Genomic DNA, 19666 nt, shown 5'->3' with positions numbered 1-19666 from the left:
CCAACTTTTATGTTTCTTTTAGAATTAAAAGAGTATGAAAGGTCTTACTGTTAAGGAGTTAGAGCGGTTTAAGATGCTCGCAGCTATAGGTGTTTTGCTTATAGCCATAAATTTTATTGCAGTATTGTTTTTTCCTACAGATGCTTCACGAGTTATCCGATTTGCAGGTTCGACAGTTTTAAATGGATATTTTTTAATTGCTTTCCCGGCGCACCGAAAAAAATTAATTATTACGCTTATAGCATTTTGGTTTCGGGATATCGCGGCCATATTTTATGAGGATGGCACTAACGATTGGGGGTTTTTTATTTGCGGGGGTATTGCTTATTTAAGCCTTTTTATCAGGCAGTTAAAAAGTTTGTGGCGCTTTAAAATTATAACACCCTCTATTACGATTACCGGCTTTGTAGTTTTGGCGTGTTTTGTAATTCTCTATAGTTTGGAATCTGTTTTGGATATGGCAGAACACGATCGGGATTTGATTTACTATTTTTATTTTCTCGGGATCAGCATCGTCTTCCTAATTCTGCTTGCAGTCTATTACTACTATAGGATTGGCGGTGTAAGAGCGTTGTCGTTTTCTTTCGCTGTTTTCGCATTTACCATTTCTGATATTGCAGCTTACTTCGGGGTTTATATGGAAGATCATCTGTTTTTTCTGGTCACCCGAACCTTTTATTTGGCGGGTCTCATTATGTTGATGAATTACGCCATAACCCGACCTGATGCAGGAGAAGAGGATCTGGTGGAATAGTTTGAGGTAATTCGGTTTTTTAAAATCAACGCGCACCATCTTTGGATACATTGGTTTTAATAAATGAATAAACCTTTATTTTTGCGTAAATTCGCGTGCAATTAAAATTCCCATGTTAGACAGACTAAACTTTATAAAACAGCGCTTTGATGAGGTGAGTGATTTAATCATTCAGCCCGATGTGATCAGCGATCAAAAGCGTTATATAGAACTCAATAAAGAATATAAAGACTTGCGCGCCATAATGGATGAGCGCGAAAAGTACATTCAGCTTACACAGCGTATTGAGGAAGCCGAAGAAATCATTGCAGACGGTAGTGATCCTGAAATGACCGAAATGGCCAAAATGCAGCTTGAAGAAGCTAAACAAGCCAAACCCGGACTTGAGGAGAAAATACGCTTTATGCTGGTTCCTAAAGATCCCGAAGATGCCAAGAATGCGGTGATGGAAATCAGAGCCGGAACCGGAGGTGACGAGGCCAGTATATTTGCCGGAGATCTCTATCGTATGTATATGAAATACTGCGAGAGCAAAGGCTGGAAAACCAGTACTATTGACTACAGTGAAGGCACCAGTGGCGGCTTTAAAGAAATTCAGGTAGAAGTTACCGGTGAAGATGTCTACGGAACACTGCGCTTTGAAGCCGGTGTACACCGCGTACAACGTGTACCGCAAACCGAAACTCAGGGACGTGTGCACACCAGTGCGGCAACCGTGATGGTATTTCCGGAAGCAGAAGAATTTGATGTGGAAATCGATCCTAAAGAAGTGCGTATCGATTATTTCTGTTCGTCAGGGCCGGGTGGTCAGTCTGTTAATACCACCTATTCTGCAGTGCGTTTAACACACCTTCCTACCGGGCTTGTTGCACAATGTCAGGATCAGAAATCGCAGCATAAAAACAAGGAAAAGGCCTTTAAAGTACTGCGTTCACGTCTCTATGATATGGAGCTTGCCAAGCGCCAGGAAGAAGAGTCTGCAAAACGGGGTTCAATGGTTACCAGTGGCGACCGTAGTGCCAAAATACGTACCTACAATTATCCGCAGGGCCGGGTAACAGATCACCGTATTAACCTGACACTTTACGATTTGTCAAACATTATTGATGGGGATATTCAGCGTATTATAGATGAGCTACAGCTGGTAAGCAATACCGAAAAGCTGGCCGAAGGCGGAGAATCTTTATAATTATTAAAGCATCAGGACGTGACTCTGCAGCAACTCGTAGAACAAATTAAAATTAAAAAATCGGTACTTTGTGTAGGTCTTGACACCGACCTCGATAAAATACCCGTGCATCTTTTGGAGGAAGAAGATCCTATTTTCGCGTTCAATAAAGCGATTATTGATGCCACACACCACTACGCAGTTGCTTACAAGCCCAATACCGCTTTTTATGAGGCATACGGTTTAAAAGGCTGGGAATCCTTAGAGAGAACCATTAGGTATCTCAATTCAAAATATCCGGAGTGTTTTACGATTGCAGATGCTAAACGCGGTGATATTGGCAATACTTCAAGCCGTTATGCCAAAGCATTTTTTGAAGATCTGGGTTTTGATTCGGTAACGGTTGCCCCATATATGGGTAAAGATTCAGTCGAGCCTTTTTTGGCATTCGCCGAAAAGTTTACCATAATGCTGGCGCTTACTTCAAATCCAGGAGCATTAGATTTTCAAACTCAGAAAATTGAAGCCGAAGAATTGTATAAACGGGTTTTGAAAACCTCAAAAACCTGGAAACATAGCGATAGATTGATGTATGTCGTGGGAGCCACAAAGGCCGAATATCTTGCTGAAATACGCCAGATTATCCCTGAAGCTTTCCTGCTGGTTCCCGGAGTGGGAGCACAGGGCGGAAGCGTTGACGAGGTGTTTAAGTATGGCGCAACACAAGATGCCGGACTCCTAATCAATTCATCCCGCGGTATTCTTTACGCTTCGAAGGAAAAGGATTTTGCTGAAGCTGCAGCCACTGAAGCACAAAATTTACAAAGCCAGATGGCCACTCATATCGAGAAGTTGGGTTAAAATCCGAGCTTTGATATTATGAATGATCAATTAGGCCGTATACTTACTCTAACTTCTTCTCCACAGCGCATAGTTTGTCTGGTTCCCAGTCTTACCGAACTTCTAGTTGATTTAGGCCTTGAAAACCGTCTCGTAGGAATAACCAAGTTTTGCGTACATCCGAATGAGTTGCGTACTAAAAAAACGGTCGTGGGCGGAACAAAAACTATTCACCTCGACCGTATCGCAGCGCTCAAGCCCGATTTTATACTGTGCAATAAAGAAGAAAATACTCCTGAAATTGTAGAAAGTTGCTCAGTATTAGCGCCTGTTTATGTTTCAGATATCATAAGTTTTGAGGATGTCTATGCTTTGCTTGCTGATCTGGGTGAATTATTTCAGATGGAGTCAAAAACGAATCAGCTTACGCAAGAGTTACAAAACCGTATTTCAGTTTTCCAAACCAAAACAGTTTATCTGCAAAAGCGGTCTGTTGGCTACCTGATTTGGAATGATCCGCTTATGGTAGCAGGTAATGACACTTTTATTAATAGTATCCTCAATCTTCTGGGCTTGCGGAATGCTTTCGCACACAAAAAAGATCGGTATCCTGTTATTGGTCGAAATGACCTCAAACTGCTTGATATTGTTTTGCTCTCCTCCGAACCCTTCCCTTTTAAAGAAAAGCATATTGAGGCTTTTAAACAAAACACTCAGGCAGAGATTATTTTGGTAGATGGCGAATATTTCAGTTGGTACGGTACCCGGCTTTTACCGGCGTTTGATTATTTTGAGAAATTACTTGAAGCTATAAACTAAAAAAAACGCCATCCTTATGAGATGGCGTTTTTGCATTCTTTTTGAGCTAAATTAAGAACCGTATCCGGGATTTTGCTCAATTAAATTATTGGTATCCATTTCGTTTTGCGGAATAGGTAGTACCAAACGGGGAGAGTCATAAGGAAGATCATCAACCGCGCTTTGTGTGCGCTTCAGATCCTGAAGCAAGAAACCTTCAAAAGCGAGTTCCAGTTGACGCTCCAGTAGAATATCTGCCTGAGTAAGCGGTCCTGCAACAGGGTCTGCATTTGCCCTTACTCTTAACTTGTTAATATCTTCTACAGGGGTAGCTCCTACCGTCGTGTTCTCTATAATATTACCTTCAGCACGAATTAGGTACATTTCTGCAAGTCTGGATATTACAACGTTGGCAAATTGATTGGTATACTTAGCAGTAAGATCATCTCCAAAGTCGCCTATATAAGTAAAGCTGCTACGTTCATCATCAGCGTCTGGGAATAATGCAAAATATTCGGGATTGAGGGTTATATCCCCTCCACGGCCTCCATTATCCTGAGAAGCATAGAAGGTAATCAAATCATTATCACCGGTCTGATTGGTTACCTGAAATGCAAAAAGATCTTCACTACTGTTTGCATCGTTGTTAAAGGCATCAGCAAACGTTTCGGTAAGCTCTGCACCGCTGTTTTCGATAACATCATGGGCGGCGTCACGCGCCGCTGCATAATTTTGCATTTGCAGATATACTCGTGCTCTCAAAGCCTGCGCTGCGTATTTAGAAGCAAAAATGTCGTTGCTTGAAGGTAGATTTGAGTAAGCATCTTCAAGATCAGCTAAAATTTGTGCATATATTTCTTCTACGCTAGCGCGTGAGGCAGGTAATGGGGTTCGGTAGTCTTCATATCCGATAAGCCTTAAAGGAACTCCAGGTTGTGTATTTGATACCCCTGCTTCGTAAGGCAGTGCCCAAAGAGTAATTAGGGAAAAATAATTTAAAGCCCTGAGGTATTTAGTTTCTCCTTCAATTCTATTTTTTACACCACTACTGGTGACTACATCTAAGTTGTCTAGAATCAAGTTGGCCTGGTTAATTACCTCATAATTTTTAGCCCAAGTGTCACCAACAAAACTATTATCTACAAGAATACTTTTTCGAATAAATTGTCTTGGAGCTACAAAAGTGCCAAACCAGCTAACCTGATCAGAATTACCCAAAAGTTCATTGGTGATTTGTATATCTCCACCAAATGCCACGCTCTGTCCGGAATCTTCATAAATTCCTATTAGTAGTGCCTGAATGTTTGCTTCTGTAGCAAGGGCAAGTGACCCATCGATACTCTGTCTTGGATTTATTTCCAGGTTGTCATCGCAACTGCTAAGACCTATGGCGATGATTAGTAAAATGTAATAGTTATATATTTTTTTCATTGCCTTTTTTTTAAAATTTCACATTAAGTCCCATAGAGAACGTACGGGCCGGTGGGGCCGAGTAGAAAGATACTCCGACACCCCCGGCATCACTCGTAGATTCAGGATCGTAATCAGCGTCAAAGTCTGTAAAGGTTAGCAGGTTAACCCCGGTAACATAGACACGTACTTTTGAAAGTCCATAACGTTCAATAGCTTCCTGAGGTATAGTATATCCCAATGTGGCATTACGCAAGCGTACAAAATCGGTACGGTCCAGGTATCTAGTAGATCTTGCAGTACCATTTCCGCCAAATAAGCGCGCTTGAGGAACGTCGGTAATGTCACCCGGTTGTCTCCAGCGATCAGTATATTGATCAAGAGTTTGGTTGTCAAAATAATCTGCACTAGCTGATTGAAAGCGACCACCATCGTTAAAAATGGAAGCTCCAAACTCTCCCTGAAACGTAAATGAAAAATCTACATTTAAGAAGTTGAAGGTATTGGTCAAACCGCCGTACCATTCTGGGAATGGGTTTCCTGCGACAATACGGTTAGCTGCATTAGGATTGTTAGTAGTTTCTTTATTTAGGCTTCCGTCTGGATTTACAGAATTCACATAATAAAGACCATCTCCATTAGCCGGGTCAACACCGGCAAATTCTAAAACATATAATGAATTTACAGGCTCTCCTACACGTTGAATGTTACGGCCGGTAATGATGTCGTTATTGTCATTGGGCAAAGATAAAATCTCATTTTTATTGTTTGAAATATTGAAACTGGTACTCCATTGGAAGTTTTCAGCCTGAATATTGTCTGTGTTCAATATAAATTCCCATCCTTTATTCTCGAGTTCGCCTATATTGCTGCTTATACTGAGAGCTCCAGAACTTGGTACAAGAGGAACATCAAACAGTAATCCGTCTGTATTTTTGTGGTAATAATCGATCTCTCCAGAAATTCTTCCGTTAAAGAAGCCAAATTCTAGACCAATATCCGTTTGGGTCGTAGTTTCCCAGGTTAAATCAGGATTTCCGGGTTGTGAAAAGGAAATTCCCGCTTTCTGGTTATAAGAAACAGACTCAAATAAATAGCGTGAAGGGAAGTTGCCAATGTCAGCATTCCCAGTTTTACCCCAGCTTCCGCGTAATTTTAAATAGGATAGTACATCAGAATCTTTTAAAAATCCTTCTTCTGAAATAATCCAACCTGCCGAAAATGCAGGGAATATACCGTAGCGTTCATTGGCTCCAAAACGGGAAGATCCGTCTCTACGAATACTGGCTTTTAAAAGGTATTTACCGGCGTAATCATATGTAGCGCGAGCAAATAATGAATAAAAAGCATTTGCGGTTTCAGACCCTTCTCCGGCTACAATTTGGGCACCTCCACTTACGGTTTGGAAATCATCTGAAGGGAATTGGTTTGCGGTAACGCTTTCAAAACGTCTGGTTGTTTCGTTTAACTCGGTACCGGCTACAGCACTTATAGTATGAACATCGCCAAAGGTTTTGTCATAACTTAAAAATCCTGATACGATGTAATTTTCGGCATTTACACTGCTGGCAAAGGCTTCACCATTTGTAGATTGAAATGGAGTTTGACTGCCTCTGAAGTTGTCTTCGGTTTGGTAGAATAAATCGTAAGCAAAGTTTCCATTGATTTTAAGACCATCCAGAATTTCATAATCCCCAAAAGCACGCCCGTTAACTCTGCGAAGGATAGTTTTATAATACGCGAATTTGTCTTCGAGAAGGAAATTAGCATAGAGTGTGTTCTCATTGATTGAGCCATCCTCTAAATAAGCCGGAGACAATTGAGGCTGGGCGATGGCTTGCAATGGAGTGGTAAACTGATTATCGTTTGCAATACGGTCAATATCTGTACGCGAAAAACTCAGGTTCATTCCCACATTAAAACGCTCGCTGAATTTGTGGCTGATGTTTGTACGACCGTTAAAACGTCTTAAGGCATTACCTCGTACAATACCTTTAGTTTCATTCATAGAACCAGCGAAGAAAATCGAGGTTTTGGCAGTACCACCGCTCATAGAAAAATCGGCATCAGAAACCGAACCATTTTGAAAAGCAAGTGCCTGCCAGTCTGTATTTACTGGATTTGTACGCCAGTCTGTATCTGCGGCAAGGAAATCAAAAATACCTTCAATATAATCTACCGCTTCAGCCTGGTCTGCAAACTCCCCGTAATCTACCGCATTTATAGCAGCTTCACGAAATAACTCAATATACTGGGTGCCAGATAACCATTCCCGGGTATTGGTAGGCTCACTAAAACCATGACTGATGTTCACAGAAAACTCTGCTTTACCTTCTTTTCCGGTTTTAGTAGTAATGATAACAACACCATTTGCACCTCGTGCTCCATAAATCGCAGCAGAAGAAGCGTCTTTAAGTACTTCAATCGATTCAATTTCATTAGGACTGATTGAAAGCAAGGGGTTTGTTGGAGCTCCGTTACTGGATTCGTTTGCATTATACAGTGGGATTCCATCCAATACATAAAGCGGTTGTGTTCCGGCTGTAATACTCGTTGCACCGCGCACACGAATATTAAGACCTCCTTCGACCTTACCATTGTTTTGGGTGATTTGTACCCCGGCTGCTTTACCTACGAGTGCACTTTGAAAGTTAGAAACAGGAACTTCGTCAATGTCTTCGGCACTTAGTTTGACGATATTGTCAGTAAGCGTGCGTTTACTTTGGGTACCATAACCTACAACTACAATTTCATCAAGTTCATCAGCGCTGGTTTGAAGGGTAACATTATAGCTTGAACCTGTGCCTACTGTTACCTGTTGATTTTTAAAGCCAAGATATGAAAACACAAGTACAGACCCCTCTTCAGCATTTAGGGTATAGTTTCCATCAAAATCGGTTTGGGTTCCACTGTTGGTGCCCTGCACTGCAATATTCACACCGGGGAGTGGCATTCCCTGTTCGTCCGTAACTGTTCCCGATACGCTTTTCGTTTGGCTAAAAGCAAGGGAACAGGTAAGCATCAAAATGAAGCCTAGATAAAAAGGTAATTTGTTCTTCATATTAAAGGGTTTTAGTTAGAATACAGCTATTACCCCAAAACAAAAGGCACTCATAATGACCAGAGCTTAGGGATAAAACTGTCATATAGCGCTAAAATAAACCAAAAAAAAGTACAAAATCTACCCTGAGAGGTAATCGAGAACAGTTGTATGATTCTTCAACAATAACGGCTGAATGATTTTTTAAAGATTTTGCAATAAAGAGCGCTAAAAATTAAAAATCATTGATATTGTAGATAGAGAGTGAAGAATTAATAAAAAACTATATAAATAAAATACGCAATCGATTTCTGTTAAATTATCATAAAATGCTAATTTTAATGCGATTCTAAAATCATTAGACTATGAATACTGCTTTTTTAAAGGGCGAAATTATTAACGGACTTTAAGAATAATGCTGCTCCCGAATAGCTTCAGTCTCTTCTGCAGTTTTAAAAACATCCCAGCCTTTCCCTTGCGTGCGTCGTGCGCCTAAAATATTGGCGTATTGACCGGCTCGCACAGGGTCATTGTATTTTGCAAAGCCATAAGCGAGTCCGCCCGCAAAGCTGTCTCCGCAGCCGGTGGTATCTACCACTCTATCAACTTTGACAGAAGGAATCCAGTCTTTTTTAACCTTCCCGTCCTGCATATGGTAAAGAATACAGCCCCGCGAATCCATGGTAACGTAGAAATAGGAAACTCCTTTTTTCAAAACGTGTTCAGCCAGGTCATCCAGGTGTTCTGTGGCGTTTTCGTCATAAATAGAAGGAATTTCGTGCTCATATTCGCGTGCGAAAGACATACACTGCGACTCTTCAAGATTCATTTTTAGCACGTCTATGTAGGGTAACCATTCATCCCGGTCAACCCAGAATTTTCTATGCCGGTGACCTTTCACATCCATTGCCGTGGTTGCGCCGTGCGCATCAAAAATGATTTTGCCTTTACTGTGTTTTTTGATGTGCTTCAAGGTGCTCAGGCTGATTTCAAAATCGGTAATGGGCACAAACACAAAGGCATCAGCGTCCAGATGTTGTTTTATATGCTTCGGGCGTATTGGGTTCATACACGCCAGCTGCTTTTCCTCCCGGTTGTTTTGGTCCTTAAAATCGAGTAAAATAACAGTGCCCCGGTCTTCTTTACTGTTTATACCTTCAAGGCTTACATTGGTAAATGTTGCAAATTCTTCAGCGATACCTGCCTCATCTTTTTGGTGAATATTGGTAACGGGTACCACGCTGCCTTCGTCAGCGAGAAGTTTTGATAATGCGATTACCGGGTGCGTTACACAACCGTAACGCATAATGATGTCATTTTCATACGTTGAAATGGTATCCCTTGGGATGGGACCTGCGACAACTATTTTTAAAGGCTTACTCATAATTTTTTAATCTTGAAGTGCAAAAACCCGTTTTAATAAAGCCGTAGTACGCGCAGCAAAATTATTGCGAATATCTTTTTCCTCAACCGCTATCATCGTATAAACTCCCTTCAGGGCTTCGTTGGTAACGTAATCGGTGAGGTCGGGGTTAACGTCATTGGTAAGGGGTAAGGCATTGTAACGGGTAATAAGGTCTGTCCAGATTTTGTCGGCACCTACTTTGCTGAAGGAATTTTGAATCACCGGATTGAATTTTGCATACAGCGCAGTTTGCGTTCGGTTTTGCAAATAACTGGTTGCAGCGGTGTCGTTACCCAGCAGAATATTTTTAGCATCGGTAAAGGTGATGCCTTTCACCGCATCCACAAAAATAGGAGTTGCTTCACTCACGGCATCTTCGGCAGCGCGGTTAAGCACTTTTAAACCTTCGTCAGCCAGGCTGCCTAACCCCACATTTCTAAGCGTGCGATCTACTTTTTGAAGTTCTTCGGGTAATAGGATTTTCACAAGCTGATTGCCGTAAAAACCGTCTTTTTGGGTGAGTTTGCTTACTTGTTTTTCGATACCAAAATCAAGAGCCTGACGTAGACCGCTGGCAATGGTGGCATTATCTACTCCTACCTGATTGGGCAGGCTGTCAACGACAGACTGCAATTCGGCGCACGCGCTTAGTGTGAATATAAAAACAAGAGCAATTATTTTTTTCATGAAAAAGGGCTAAGTAATTGATTTTAAGTTTTCGCTTTTGCGAAAAGCAAACAGGTACAATCCTGTCTATACCTGAGTTAAGTTAAGCTATTTTCTTAAGATTAAAAAACCTTAGGCAAAAATCACCGTTTTGTTGCCGTAGACCAAAACCTTGTGCTCAATATGCGCCTTGATTGCGCGCGCGAGTACCACTTTTTCCAGATCTCGGCCTTTTAAGATGAAATCCTGAACCGAATGTACGTGAGAAACCCGAACGATTTCCTGCTCAATGATGGGGCCTTCGTCTAAATCTGCCGTGACGTAGTGGCTGGTGGCACCTATGATTTTTACTCCACGCTCAAAAGCCGCGTGATAGGGCTTAGCACCAATAAATGCCGGAAGAAACGAGTGGTGAATATTAATGATCTGGTGTTTGAACTGCGACACAAAATCATTGGAAACAATCTGCATATAGCGGGCCAGTACAATCAAATCGATTTTGTTGTCCCGTATGATGCGTATTTGTTCGGCTTCCGCCGCTGCCTTGGTTGCTTTAGTAACCGGAATGAATTTAAACGGAATGTCAAAGCGTTTGGCCACGATCTCTAAGTCTGGATGGTTGCTGATGATGAGCGGGATTTCTACTTCCAGTTCACCTGAAGCATTTCGCCCTAAAAGATCATAAAGGCAGTGATCGTACTTCGAGACAAACAATGCCAGACGTGGCTTATGCAGAGCATCATAGAGCTGGTATTTCAGTTGGTAATCGGCCTCAAACTGGTCAACAAATTGCTTTTCAAATTGCGCCAGGCTAAAATCGGGTTCGTCAAACTCAGCTTCAACCCGCATAAAAAACACACGTTCCTCGCGATCCACATGCTGATCGAGATACACGATGTTTCCTTGTTTTTCTAAAATAAACTGCGTGATGGTGGTTACAATCCCCTTGCGGTCAGGGCAATTGATTAAAAGCGTAATTTTCTGCATAATATGGTGATGCGGTTAGTTACAACCTGTATTTTTAGCCGATGTTTTGATTAAAGCTAATCTAGAAAATTACCTTCCAATTTAGAATATTAATACTGTAAAATAAATGCTATTTAGGTGGCAATTATTTAATTTAGTAGCTTCTGTAAAGTAAAATATTACGAATGAATCAAATCAAGCCCTATTCGCCTACTCATAAAGTACGTATCGTAACCGCAGCCTCTCTTTTTGACGGTCACGATGCTGCCATCAACATCATGCGCCGCATCATTCAGTCTACCGGGGTCGAAGTTATTCACCTGGGTCACGACCGCAGCGTGGAGGAGGTTGTTAATACTGCTATTCAGGAAGATGTGCAGGCAATCGCCATGACTTCCTATCAGGGCGGGCATACCGAATATTTTAAATATATGTATGACCTGCTTCAGGAAAAAGGAGCGGGGCATATCAAAATTTTCGGCGGTGGCGGCGGTGTGATCCTTCCCGAAGAGATCGAGGAGTTGATGAATTATGGTATTACCCGCATTTATGCACCCGATGATGGGCGCGAAATGGGTTTGCAGGGAATGATTAATGATTTGGTGGAGAAAGCCGACTTTAGTCCCCCCGCCCCCAAAGGGGGAGTTGATCTAAAAGAGAGGCTCGGGCAAAAGGAAGTGAACACGATTGCGCGCTTAATCTCTACAGCAGAAAATGATCACGATACCTTCTTAGAGCTATTTAAGTTTGAAAACAAACCAGAGAAGACTCCTGTTTTGGGAATTACCGGGACCGGTGGCGCCGGTAAATCATCATTGGTTGACGAACTCGTACGTCGCTTTCTTACCGATTTTCCTCAGAAGACCCTTGGGATTGTGTCTGTCGATCCTTCAAAACGGAAAACCGGCGGAGCGCTTTTAGGAGACCGAATCCGTATGAATGCGATCAATTCACCACAGGTGTATATGCGTTCGCTGGCGACCCGTCAGAGCAATCTGGCCCTTTCTAAACACGTGCAGGAAGCGGTTGAGGTGCTTAAAGCGGCTGAATATGATTTGATTATTCTGGAAACCAGTGGTATTGGTCAGAGCGATACCGAAATCCTGGATCACAGCGATGTCTCGTTGTATGTGATGACGCCTGAGTTTGGTGCAGCCACCCAGCTCGAGAAAATTGATATGCTTGATTTTGCAGATTTGGTTGCCATTAACAAGTTCGACAAGCGCGGGGCGCAGGATGCCTTGCGCGACGTAAAAAAACAATATATGCGCAATCATCAATTGTGGGATACTCCGCAGGATGATTTGCCCATCTACGGCACTATCGCCAGCCAGTTTAACGATCCCGGAATGAATCGCCTGTACAAAGCGATTATGGATGCGTTGGCCACCAAAACCAATGCCAGTCTTAAAAGCACATTTGAGATCAGTGATGAGATGTCTGAAAAGATATTTGTGATCCCACCGGCACGTACGCGCTACCTTTCAGAAATTGCCGAAAACAACCGCAGTTATGACGACACGGCGCTTACGCAAAGTGCTGTGGCACAGAAGCTTTTTGGTATTTATAAAACCATTGAAACACTTACCGGTAAAGTGCCTGATTTAGATAAAGCAGGTCTTGTTTTGGAGGAAGATTTACAGGATGGTGATTTGGCTAAACTTTTACTGGCCGAATTTGATAAACTTAAAATGGATCTCGATCCCTACAATTGGGAAGTGATTACCGGCTGGGAAGAGAAGGTTAACCGTTATAAAAATCCGGTTTATACATTTAGAGTACGGGACAAAGAAATTAAAATCGACACGCATACCGAATCGCTTTCCCATCAGCAAATTCCTAAAGTGGCTTTGCCAAAATATGAGGCCTGGGGTGATATTTTAAAGTGGGTATTGCAGGAAAACGTACCGGGAGAGTTCCCATATACGGCCGGACTATATCCTTTTAAACGTACCGGCGAAGATCCTACCCGAATGTTTGCGGGTGAGGGTGGACCCGAGCGTACCAACCGCCGTTTTCATTATGTGAGTATGGGTTTACCGGCAAAGCGCCTTTCTACGGCTTTTGACAGTGTGACGCTTTACGGTAATGACCCCGATCACCGTCCTGATATTTACGGAAAAATAGGTAATGCGGGGGTTTCGATCTGCTGTCTGGATGATGCCAAGAAGCTGTATTCGGGCTTTGATCTGTCAAACCCGATGACTTCGGTAAGTATGACCATAAATGGGCCTGCGCCTATGCTGCTGGGCTTTTTTATGAACGCGGCAATCGATCAGGCTTGTGAGAAATACATCAGGGAAAACGGGCTGGAAAATGAGGTTGAAGAAAAGCTGAAAGTAAACTACGATGACAAAGGTCTGGAGCGTCCCAAATACGAGAATTTTTCTACCGAGGCCAAGCAGGCTGAAAGGACCCTGCCGGAAGGAAACAACGGTCTGGGGCTTATGCTGCTGGGTATTACCGGAGATCAGGTGTTGCCTAAAGCCGTTTATGAAAAAATCAAAGCTGAAACCATCAGTCAGGTGCGAGGTACCGTACAGGCCGATATTTTAAAGGAAGATCAGGCACAAAACACCTGTATTTTTTCTACGGAATTTGCCTTGCGTCTTATGGGCGATGTGCAGGAATATTTCATCGAAAACCAGATCCGTAATTTCTATTCGGTTTCTATTTCAGGTTATCATATTGCGGAAGCGGGTGCGAACCCCATCACGCAACTGGCATTTACATTGGCAAATGGTTTTACCTATGTGGAATATTACCTGAGCCGTGGGATGGATATCAATAAATTTGGTCCCAATCTTTCGTTTTTCTTTAGCAACGGGATTGATCCGGAATATGCTGTGATTGGGCGTGTGGCGCGTAAGATTTGGGCGAAAGCCTTAAAGCTTAAATACGGCGCCAACTCCAGAGCGCAAATGCTGAAGTATCACATACAGACTTCGGGTCGCTCGCTACACGCGCAGGAAATTGACTTTAACGACATACGCACCACCTTACAGGCATTGTACGCGATTTACGACAATTGTAATTCGCTGCATACCAACGCCTACGATGAGGCGATTACTACGCCAACCGAAGAAAGTGTGCGCCGTGCGATGGCGATACAGCTGATTATCAATAAGGAATTAGGTCTGGCTAAAAATGAAAATCCCATTCAGGGCGCTTTTATTATTGAAGAACTAACCGACCTTGTGGAAGAAGCCGTATTGCTTGAATTTGATCGTATTACTGAAAGAGGCGGAGTGCTTGGCGCGATGGAAACCATGTACCAGCGCAGTAAAATACAGGAAGAAAGCCTGTATTACGAAACCTTGAAGCATAACGGGGAATTCCCGATTATCGGGGTTAATACCTTTTTGAGCAGCACCGGTTCGCCTACCGTAAAACCTATGGAAGTCATCAGAGCTACCGAAGCTGAAAAAAAGGCGCAAATTAAAACCCTTACGCAGCTGCATAAGGCTTATGAAGACAAAGCCCAAAAAGCGTTGGAAGGCATACAAAACGCGGCAGTTCAAAATGAAAATATCTTTGAACACCTGATGGAAGCCACCAAGGTTTGTTCTTTAGGTCAAATCACCAGCGCCCTTTTTGAAGTAGGAGGGCAGTATAGGAGAAATATGTAAGCAGAGAGCCACTAGTTCCAAGGCTTTGCCGAAGGAAATAGTGTGCGAATCGCTTACCCTGAGCGAAGCCGAAGGGTCTTTCTAGTTTATGATAAACGTTGGTTAGAGAGACAATCCAGATAAAATCTTGAGTATATCGCTTACCCTGAGCGAATGCGAAGGGTCGCTCTTTTAATCTGAATTTTTTTTAGAAGTGTAAAGGTTTCTTGAAAAGAAGGCTTTGCCGCAGGAAATAGTGCGCGAATCGCCTGTCCTGAGTTTTATCGAAGGACTTACCCTGAGCGAAGCCGAAGGGTTTTTAATTCTTATTTGAAATTTAGACCTCACAGGTTTTTAAAACCTGTGAGGTCTTTTTTTTTAACTGGAATCTAGCATTTAAACTCGCGTGAGGGACAGCAGCGGAAAGCCCGGAGCGTAGCGAGGACTTGCAGCGTATGGCCCGACCCGCAGGGGCACGCCCAAATGCCAAATAGTAGACTTCATACTATAGTTTCCGGGATCTAATCTCTAAAATCTAGTGTCTCAAGTCTAGCATATCTAATCCTCAAAATCAAAATCATCGGGATCGAAAGGTATATCGTCATCCGGGTCGGGATCGTCGTAGTTCACTCCCGGCGGATTAAACAAGCCCCAGCGGTCTATGATGTAATTCCACGGGTCAAAAGTCTGCACCCACTGGGCAAATAAAACCCGGAAATGCTCAATCTCGTCGCGCAGTAAATCGAGGTATTCGGTTTCTTTAAAGCCATACATCTCGAGTCCGGTCATATGCGTGGCGAGTTCGCGGGCGCATTTGCGAATGATCGCGGCCTTTTCCATTTTGATGTCGTAGAGATCGCAGTTCCACGCACCGGCAATTTTTGCGGGTATGATTGAAGCATCTTCCCGGATATAAATCGCATGGCTGCGCAGGATTTCCTGTTCTTCAGGCGTGTCGCTCTGCAATTCGTAAGACGAGGCGATTTCGGCAATGCGGTTGGCCAGCTTTAAAATTTCGTAGGCTTTTTGGTATAACGGGCTTGAACGGTAATCCTCATAAGGAGTATCATCTTCTGAAGACATGTTTTTTGGATTTTGTGCTGTATCCCTAAAATAGGGTTTTCTTAAGGAATAGACAGAGGCGGGCGTGGAAAAATAAAAAGGAATCCTGCTTTATAGCGTCATCATCCACTTGCGCTGCAGTCTGCGGAATTTGCGCAACTCGATTCTAAGGATGTTGAGAAAATCTTTACCGTTGCTTTCGGCACGCTCCAGGCGCTCGCATGTGCTGTAGAGGCGTGCTGTAAGCCGCTCTAGAGAGGCTGCGTAACGCAGGCGGTCATCCTGAAAAACCTGACTTTCGGCTTTCAATATTTCGGGTGCCAGAGAGTCTGAGTCCCGAACGATATCTCCGGAAAAGTAGACGTACGGATTCTCGCTTCCATTGCTTTGCAACGGAGCTAAATCGTAAACCAGATAGCTTGAAATAGAGCGCGATAGCTTCAGAATTTCCTGTGCCTGGTTGTACAGTTTACTATTTAACGGAGTGTATCTCATAATTTTAAAACTCACTCAAATTTACCTGAATTCACAGAGTTTTGTATGTAGTAATTAAATTTTAGGCGTACATTTACTTTAAGATTTAAAGTAAAAACGCTTTTTTATTTAAAATGCAAATAGACGCCACAAATTGGAAAATACTGCAAATCTTGCAGCGCAATGCGCGTATGTCGGTAAGTGCGATAAGCCGCGAAGTGGGAGTTACGTCACCGGCTGTTGCAGAACGCATTCGTAAAATGGAAGATGCAGGGGTTTTAATTGGCTATAAAGCCGAAGTTTCGCACATAGGTTCGGGACATCAGCTTAAAGCCATCATTACCCTGCGCGCTTTTATGGGTAGGCTTAAACCCTTTTTAGAGAAAGTGCACGACTTTACAGAAGTGCTCAATTGTTATCGCATCACGGGTAATGAAAATATTTTTATGGAAGTGGTGCTGTTTGACCAGTTTCATCTGGAAGAATTTATAGACAAGCTCATCACGTATGGTGAAACCAAAACGCACATTGTGTTGTCTACCGTGATTGAAAATGCGCCCATACGCACCCGCAGGGAAGATCGCGAAAAGCTGAAGTTAAAGAGTGCTCAAATACCAAATCCCAAAGGCAACCAATAATACAATACCTGCCCAGCTGGCAATTTTAAGTGCGGTGCTGGGGCGATCTTCTTCGGCGACATCTTTAGAATTCATGGCAAAGTAGTTTGCAATCGCAAAAAAGGGAGCGGTTAAAAATGAAAGAATGGTAGCAATCTCCACCAGTCTGCCCATTTCGCTGGTTAAAAAGAACAAAATACAAACGGTACCGGAGATCAAAACGAGCATCCAGGCCGCATAACCCCGTTTTTGTATTTTGCCTGTAAGCAACTCGAGGGTTTTATTCATCGCCCGGGGCGATGCGTCAAGCGTGGTCAGCGTAGTGCTGAACATGGTGGTAAGCGCTGCCAGGCCTATGATGTAAAACGCCCAATTGCCGAGACTGCTGGTGTACATATCAATAAGCTGTTTGGCAAATGCTCCGCCGCTGGCGCTAAATGATTCGCCCGAATTGTTCATAATAAGGGCTCCAAGGCTTATAAAGCAGGCGCCAACAATAATGGTTCCCAAAAAACCGATATTGAAATCAAACACGGCCGATTTGCGGGTGATTTTATCTTCTTTGGCTTTCTCTAGAGACCAAAGCGAATGCCAGATCGAAATATCGAGCGGCGCAGGCATCCAGCCCATAAAGGCGATTAAAAAAGCGATTCCAATAGTGTCTGTGGGGATGATTTGCTCGAAAGATACGGGCTGATGGGGTTCAAAACCGGCAATTAGAACCGCAGCTAGAGTACTTATTGTAAGTGTGATTACAATCACCTTCATCAGTTTGTCTAAAAAAGAATACCGGCCTACTAGTAAGATAGCCGCACAACAGGCGGTGACAATGAGAGACCAGGTGGTAATGCTCCAGTCCATCCCGAAGATATAGGTCGCAATACCTGCGGTCACAATGGTTACCGCTGTTTGAATGGTAAACATCGTGAGCAAATTGATGATGAAATAAAGCACCAATAACGGCTTACCCAGCTTTAGATAACCCTCAAGCAAACTGGTGCCGGTGGCAGCTGCGTAACGTGGGCCAAACTGAAAAAACGGATATTTTATGAGGTGTATGAGTACCAAAGCCCATAACAGACCCAAACCATAGTCGGCACCGGCCCGGGTAGACTGTACCAAATGCGAGACGCCTATTGCCGCCCCGGCAAATAAAAGACCGGGTCCCAACTGCCTGAGCAGGTTTTTCATACGTGTTATTGATTTTTCTTGATCGAGTCTGAAAGCAGACGTCTTGCCCGCAGGAGTTTTACCTTGACGTTGCCCAAAGGTTCGTCAAGTTTCTGCGCCATCTCTTTATAACTCATTTCCTGAAAATAGCGCAAATTGATCATTTCCTGATAATGCGGTTTCAATTTTTTTATCAGGGTTTGCAATTCAGAGAGGTTTTGCTCGGTAATCAGCGCGTCTTCGGCGGTTGGGTTTTCGTCAATTACTTTATTGAGCTGATTGTCTTTTTCCAGATGCCGCTGTCTGCTTTGCTCTTTTCGGAATAAATCGATCTGAAGATTTTTAGAAATCGTAATGAGCCATGTGCCAAACTGATAACTGCTGTCGTAGGTGTGCAGCTGATTAAAGGCCTTTGAAAACGTCTGAATGGTTATTTCTTCAGCTTTAAAATCGTCCTGAGTGCGCGCCAGCTGAAAGTTGTAAACCAGATTCCAATGCGAGTTAAGCAGGTAGTTGTAGGCTGCCTGATTTCCGCACTGTGCTTCCGTGATTTTTTGATCTAAAAGAGGTTTATTCAATTCCAACGCCGGGGTTTTACTACAATATTACTTATAAAAATAAGCATTTGCACGCTTATCATAAAAGGCTCAAGAATAAGTGTATACAAAGCTAAATTTCGTTCTTTGAGTCGGATGCTGACTTTAACTATTACACGCAATACCAAAAGCTCCCTAAAAATTAACAAAACAGGCAGGGCAATAGACCCATACCCTACAGGTAATGACGCTATTGCCAGAGAGTAAAATGCCAATTGCGAGATATAAAATAAGCCCAACTGCAGCTGGTGCTTCGGTTTATACAGATGCGAAACACCAATGTGCCTTCGCTTTTGAATAAACCAGGATTTCCAGCTTTTTTCGGGTTCAGAACGCGTAAATGCATCGGGGTTTAAACAAATGGCAACGTTCTCCCGTGTGGCATTTTGGTTTACGAACAAATCGTCGTCCCCGGCCTTGTGGTACAGATGCTTTTTAAAACCTTCCGCCCGGTTAAAGAGTTCTGTGGTGTACGCCAGGTTGCGGCCAACGCCCATATAAGCATTTTTTGCTTTCGCGTAGGCAAAATATTGCATCGCTGTAAAAAGGGTTTCAAACCGGATGAGGGTGTTGAGCACAGACCTTTTGTACGTTCTATAGCCACCATAGCCTAAAACGATCTGCTTTTGCTTGGTAAATTTTTCGGTCATTAAGCTTAGCCAGTCTGGGGAAGTCGGGATGCAATCGGCATCTATAAGCAGAAGCTTGTCGTATTTAGCTTTATGTACAGCCCGAGTGATTCCGGCTTTTTTACCTGATGTTGAATCAAGATTGATAATCTGAATATTCGGGTTTCGCAAAGCGAAAGCATTCAGAATATCAAGGCTGTCGTCTGTGCTGTGGTCGTTGACGAAAATGATTTCAAATACGGGATAATTTTGCTTTGCAAGGCACTCCAGTAACACCGGAAGATTTGGCGCCTCGTTTTTAACGCAGCTGATTATACTTACGCCGGAATCAGATTTGGAACTTTTGGTTTTTGATTCCTTAGAAAAAATCCAAAAACGGGAAAAATAGAGGTAATACGCGCAATTGAGTAATGTGAAACCTGCCAAAAGCAGAACCAACACATCGGGCAGCGCGCTCAAAAGA

General features: G+C 43.0%; 16 protein-coding genes. 6 read left to right on the top strand and 10 right to left on the bottom strand.

The window, feature by feature from the left end:
- Positions 1 to 34 precede the first annotated feature (34 nt).
- From LLW17_RS15290 to LLW17_RS15275, 4 genes are all read left to right on the top strand, one after another.
- Positions 35 to 754: a hypothetical protein gene (locus tag LLW17_RS15290; RefSeq protein ID WP_228231159.1), complete on the top strand. Its 720-nt coding sequence runs from the start codon at positions 35 to 37 to the stop codon at positions 752 to 754.
- Between the two features lie 112 nt (positions 755 to 866).
- Complete coding sequence (gene prfA, locus LLW17_RS15285) at positions 867 to 1943, top strand: peptide chain release factor 1 (RefSeq protein WP_228231158.1); 1077 nt, start codon at positions 867 to 869, stop codon at positions 1941 to 1943.
- A gap of 18 nt (positions 1944 to 1961) precedes the next feature.
- Entirely contained in the window at positions 1962 to 2783 is an 822-nt protein-coding gene (gene pyrF, locus LLW17_RS15280; RefSeq protein WP_228231157.1) for an orotidine-5'-phosphate decarboxylase, read from the top strand.
- Between the two features lie 18 nt (positions 2784 to 2801).
- Complete coding sequence (locus tag LLW17_RS15275) at positions 2802 to 3581, top strand: ABC transporter substrate-binding protein (protein WP_228231156.1); 780 nt, start codon at positions 2802 to 2804, stop codon at positions 3579 to 3581.
- Positions 3582 to 3632: 51 nt separating this feature from the next.
- Here LLW17_RS15275 and LLW17_RS15270 read toward each other — a convergent pair whose 3' ends face one another.
- The 5 genes from LLW17_RS15270 to purU form a co-directional block, all read right to left on the bottom strand.
- A complete protein-coding gene (locus tag LLW17_RS15270) occupies positions 3633 to 4991 on the bottom strand; it encodes a RagB/SusD family nutrient uptake outer membrane protein (protein WP_228231155.1) in 1359 nt (452 codons plus the stop codon).
- A 10-nt stretch (positions 4992 to 5001) separates the two neighbouring features.
- Entirely contained in the window at positions 5002 to 8031 is a 3030-nt protein-coding gene (locus LLW17_RS15265; RefSeq protein WP_228231154.1) for a SusC/RagA family TonB-linked outer membrane protein, read from the bottom strand.
- Between the two features lie 385 nt (positions 8032 to 8416).
- On the bottom strand, positions 8417 to 9394 hold the full coding sequence (locus tag LLW17_RS15260) for a carbohydrate kinase family protein (RefSeq protein ID WP_228231153.1): 978 nt from the start codon (positions 9392 to 9394) through the stop codon (positions 8417 to 8419).
- A 6-nt stretch (positions 9395 to 9400) separates the two neighbouring features.
- On the bottom strand, positions 9401 to 10102 hold the full coding sequence (locus tag LLW17_RS15255) for a DUF4197 domain-containing protein (protein ID WP_228231152.1): 702 nt from the start codon (positions 10100 to 10102) through the stop codon (positions 9401 to 9403).
- A 111-nt stretch (positions 10103 to 10213) separates the two neighbouring features.
- Positions 10214 to 11068 carry a formyltetrahydrofolate deformylase gene (gene purU / locus LLW17_RS15250; protein WP_228231151.1) on the bottom strand — a complete coding sequence of 285 codons (855 nt, stop codon included), beginning with the start codon at positions 11066 to 11068 and terminating at the stop codon, positions 10214 to 10216.
- Between the two features lie 164 nt (positions 11069 to 11232).
- On the opposite strand from purU, the gene LLW17_RS15245 reads away from it, so the two are divergent.
- Positions 11233 to 14676 carry a methylmalonyl-CoA mutase family protein gene (locus LLW17_RS15245; RefSeq protein WP_228231150.1) on the top strand — a complete coding sequence of 1148 codons (3444 nt, stop codon included), beginning with the start codon at positions 11233 to 11235 and terminating at the stop codon, positions 14674 to 14676.
- A 537-nt stretch (positions 14677 to 15213) separates the two neighbouring features.
- On the opposite strand, the gene LLW17_RS15240 is transcribed toward LLW17_RS15245, so the two are convergent.
- Positions 15214 to 15738 (bottom strand): hypothetical protein, encoded by a 525-nt coding sequence (locus tag LLW17_RS15240; RefSeq protein ID WP_228231149.1) that lies wholly within the window; start codon positions 15736 to 15738, stop codon positions 15214 to 15216.
- Between the two features lie 90 nt (positions 15739 to 15828).
- A complete protein-coding gene (locus LLW17_RS15235; protein ID WP_099644819.1) occupies positions 15829 to 16212 on the bottom strand; it encodes a hypothetical protein in 384 nt (127 codons plus the stop codon).
- 113 nt (positions 16213 to 16325) lie between these two features.
- Here LLW17_RS15235 and LLW17_RS15230 point away from each other — a divergent pair, with 113 nt between their 5' ends.
- Positions 16326 to 16829, top strand: a complete 504-nt coding sequence (locus tag LLW17_RS15230; protein WP_099644820.1) for an Lrp/AsnC family transcriptional regulator — start codon at positions 16326 to 16328, stop codon at positions 16827 to 16829.
- On the opposite strand, the gene LLW17_RS15225 is transcribed toward LLW17_RS15230, so the two are convergent.
- From LLW17_RS15225 to LLW17_RS15215, 3 genes are read right to left on the bottom strand one after another with little or no spacing between them, the layout of a single operon-like run.
- A complete protein-coding gene (locus LLW17_RS15225; protein WP_228231148.1) occupies positions 16788 to 17999 on the bottom strand; it encodes an NRAMP family divalent metal transporter in 1212 nt (403 codons plus the stop codon). The genes LLW17_RS15230 and LLW17_RS15225 overlap by 42 nt on opposite strands.
- Before the next feature lie 5 nt (positions 18000 to 18004).
- Positions 18005 to 18556: an RNA polymerase sigma factor gene (locus LLW17_RS15220; RefSeq protein WP_350355215.1), complete on the bottom strand. Its 552-nt coding sequence runs from the start codon at positions 18554 to 18556 to the stop codon at positions 18005 to 18007.
- Complete coding sequence (locus tag LLW17_RS15215) at positions 18553 to 19662, bottom strand: glycosyltransferase (protein WP_228231146.1); 1110 nt, start codon at positions 19660 to 19662, stop codon at positions 18553 to 18555. Before LLW17_RS15215 ends, LLW17_RS15220 begins: the two co-directional genes overlap by 4 nt.
- Positions 19663 to 19666 lie beyond the last annotated feature (4 nt).

The sequence above is a fragment of the Leeuwenhoekiella parthenopeia genome, assembly GCF_020782115.1.
GTDB classification, from domain to species: Bacteria; Bacteroidota; Bacteroidia; order Flavobacteriales; family Flavobacteriaceae; genus Leeuwenhoekiella; species Leeuwenhoekiella parthenopeia.
The sequence above is the reverse complement of the archived record's forward strand: the minus strand, read 5'-3'. Positions and strand labels throughout refer to the sequence as shown.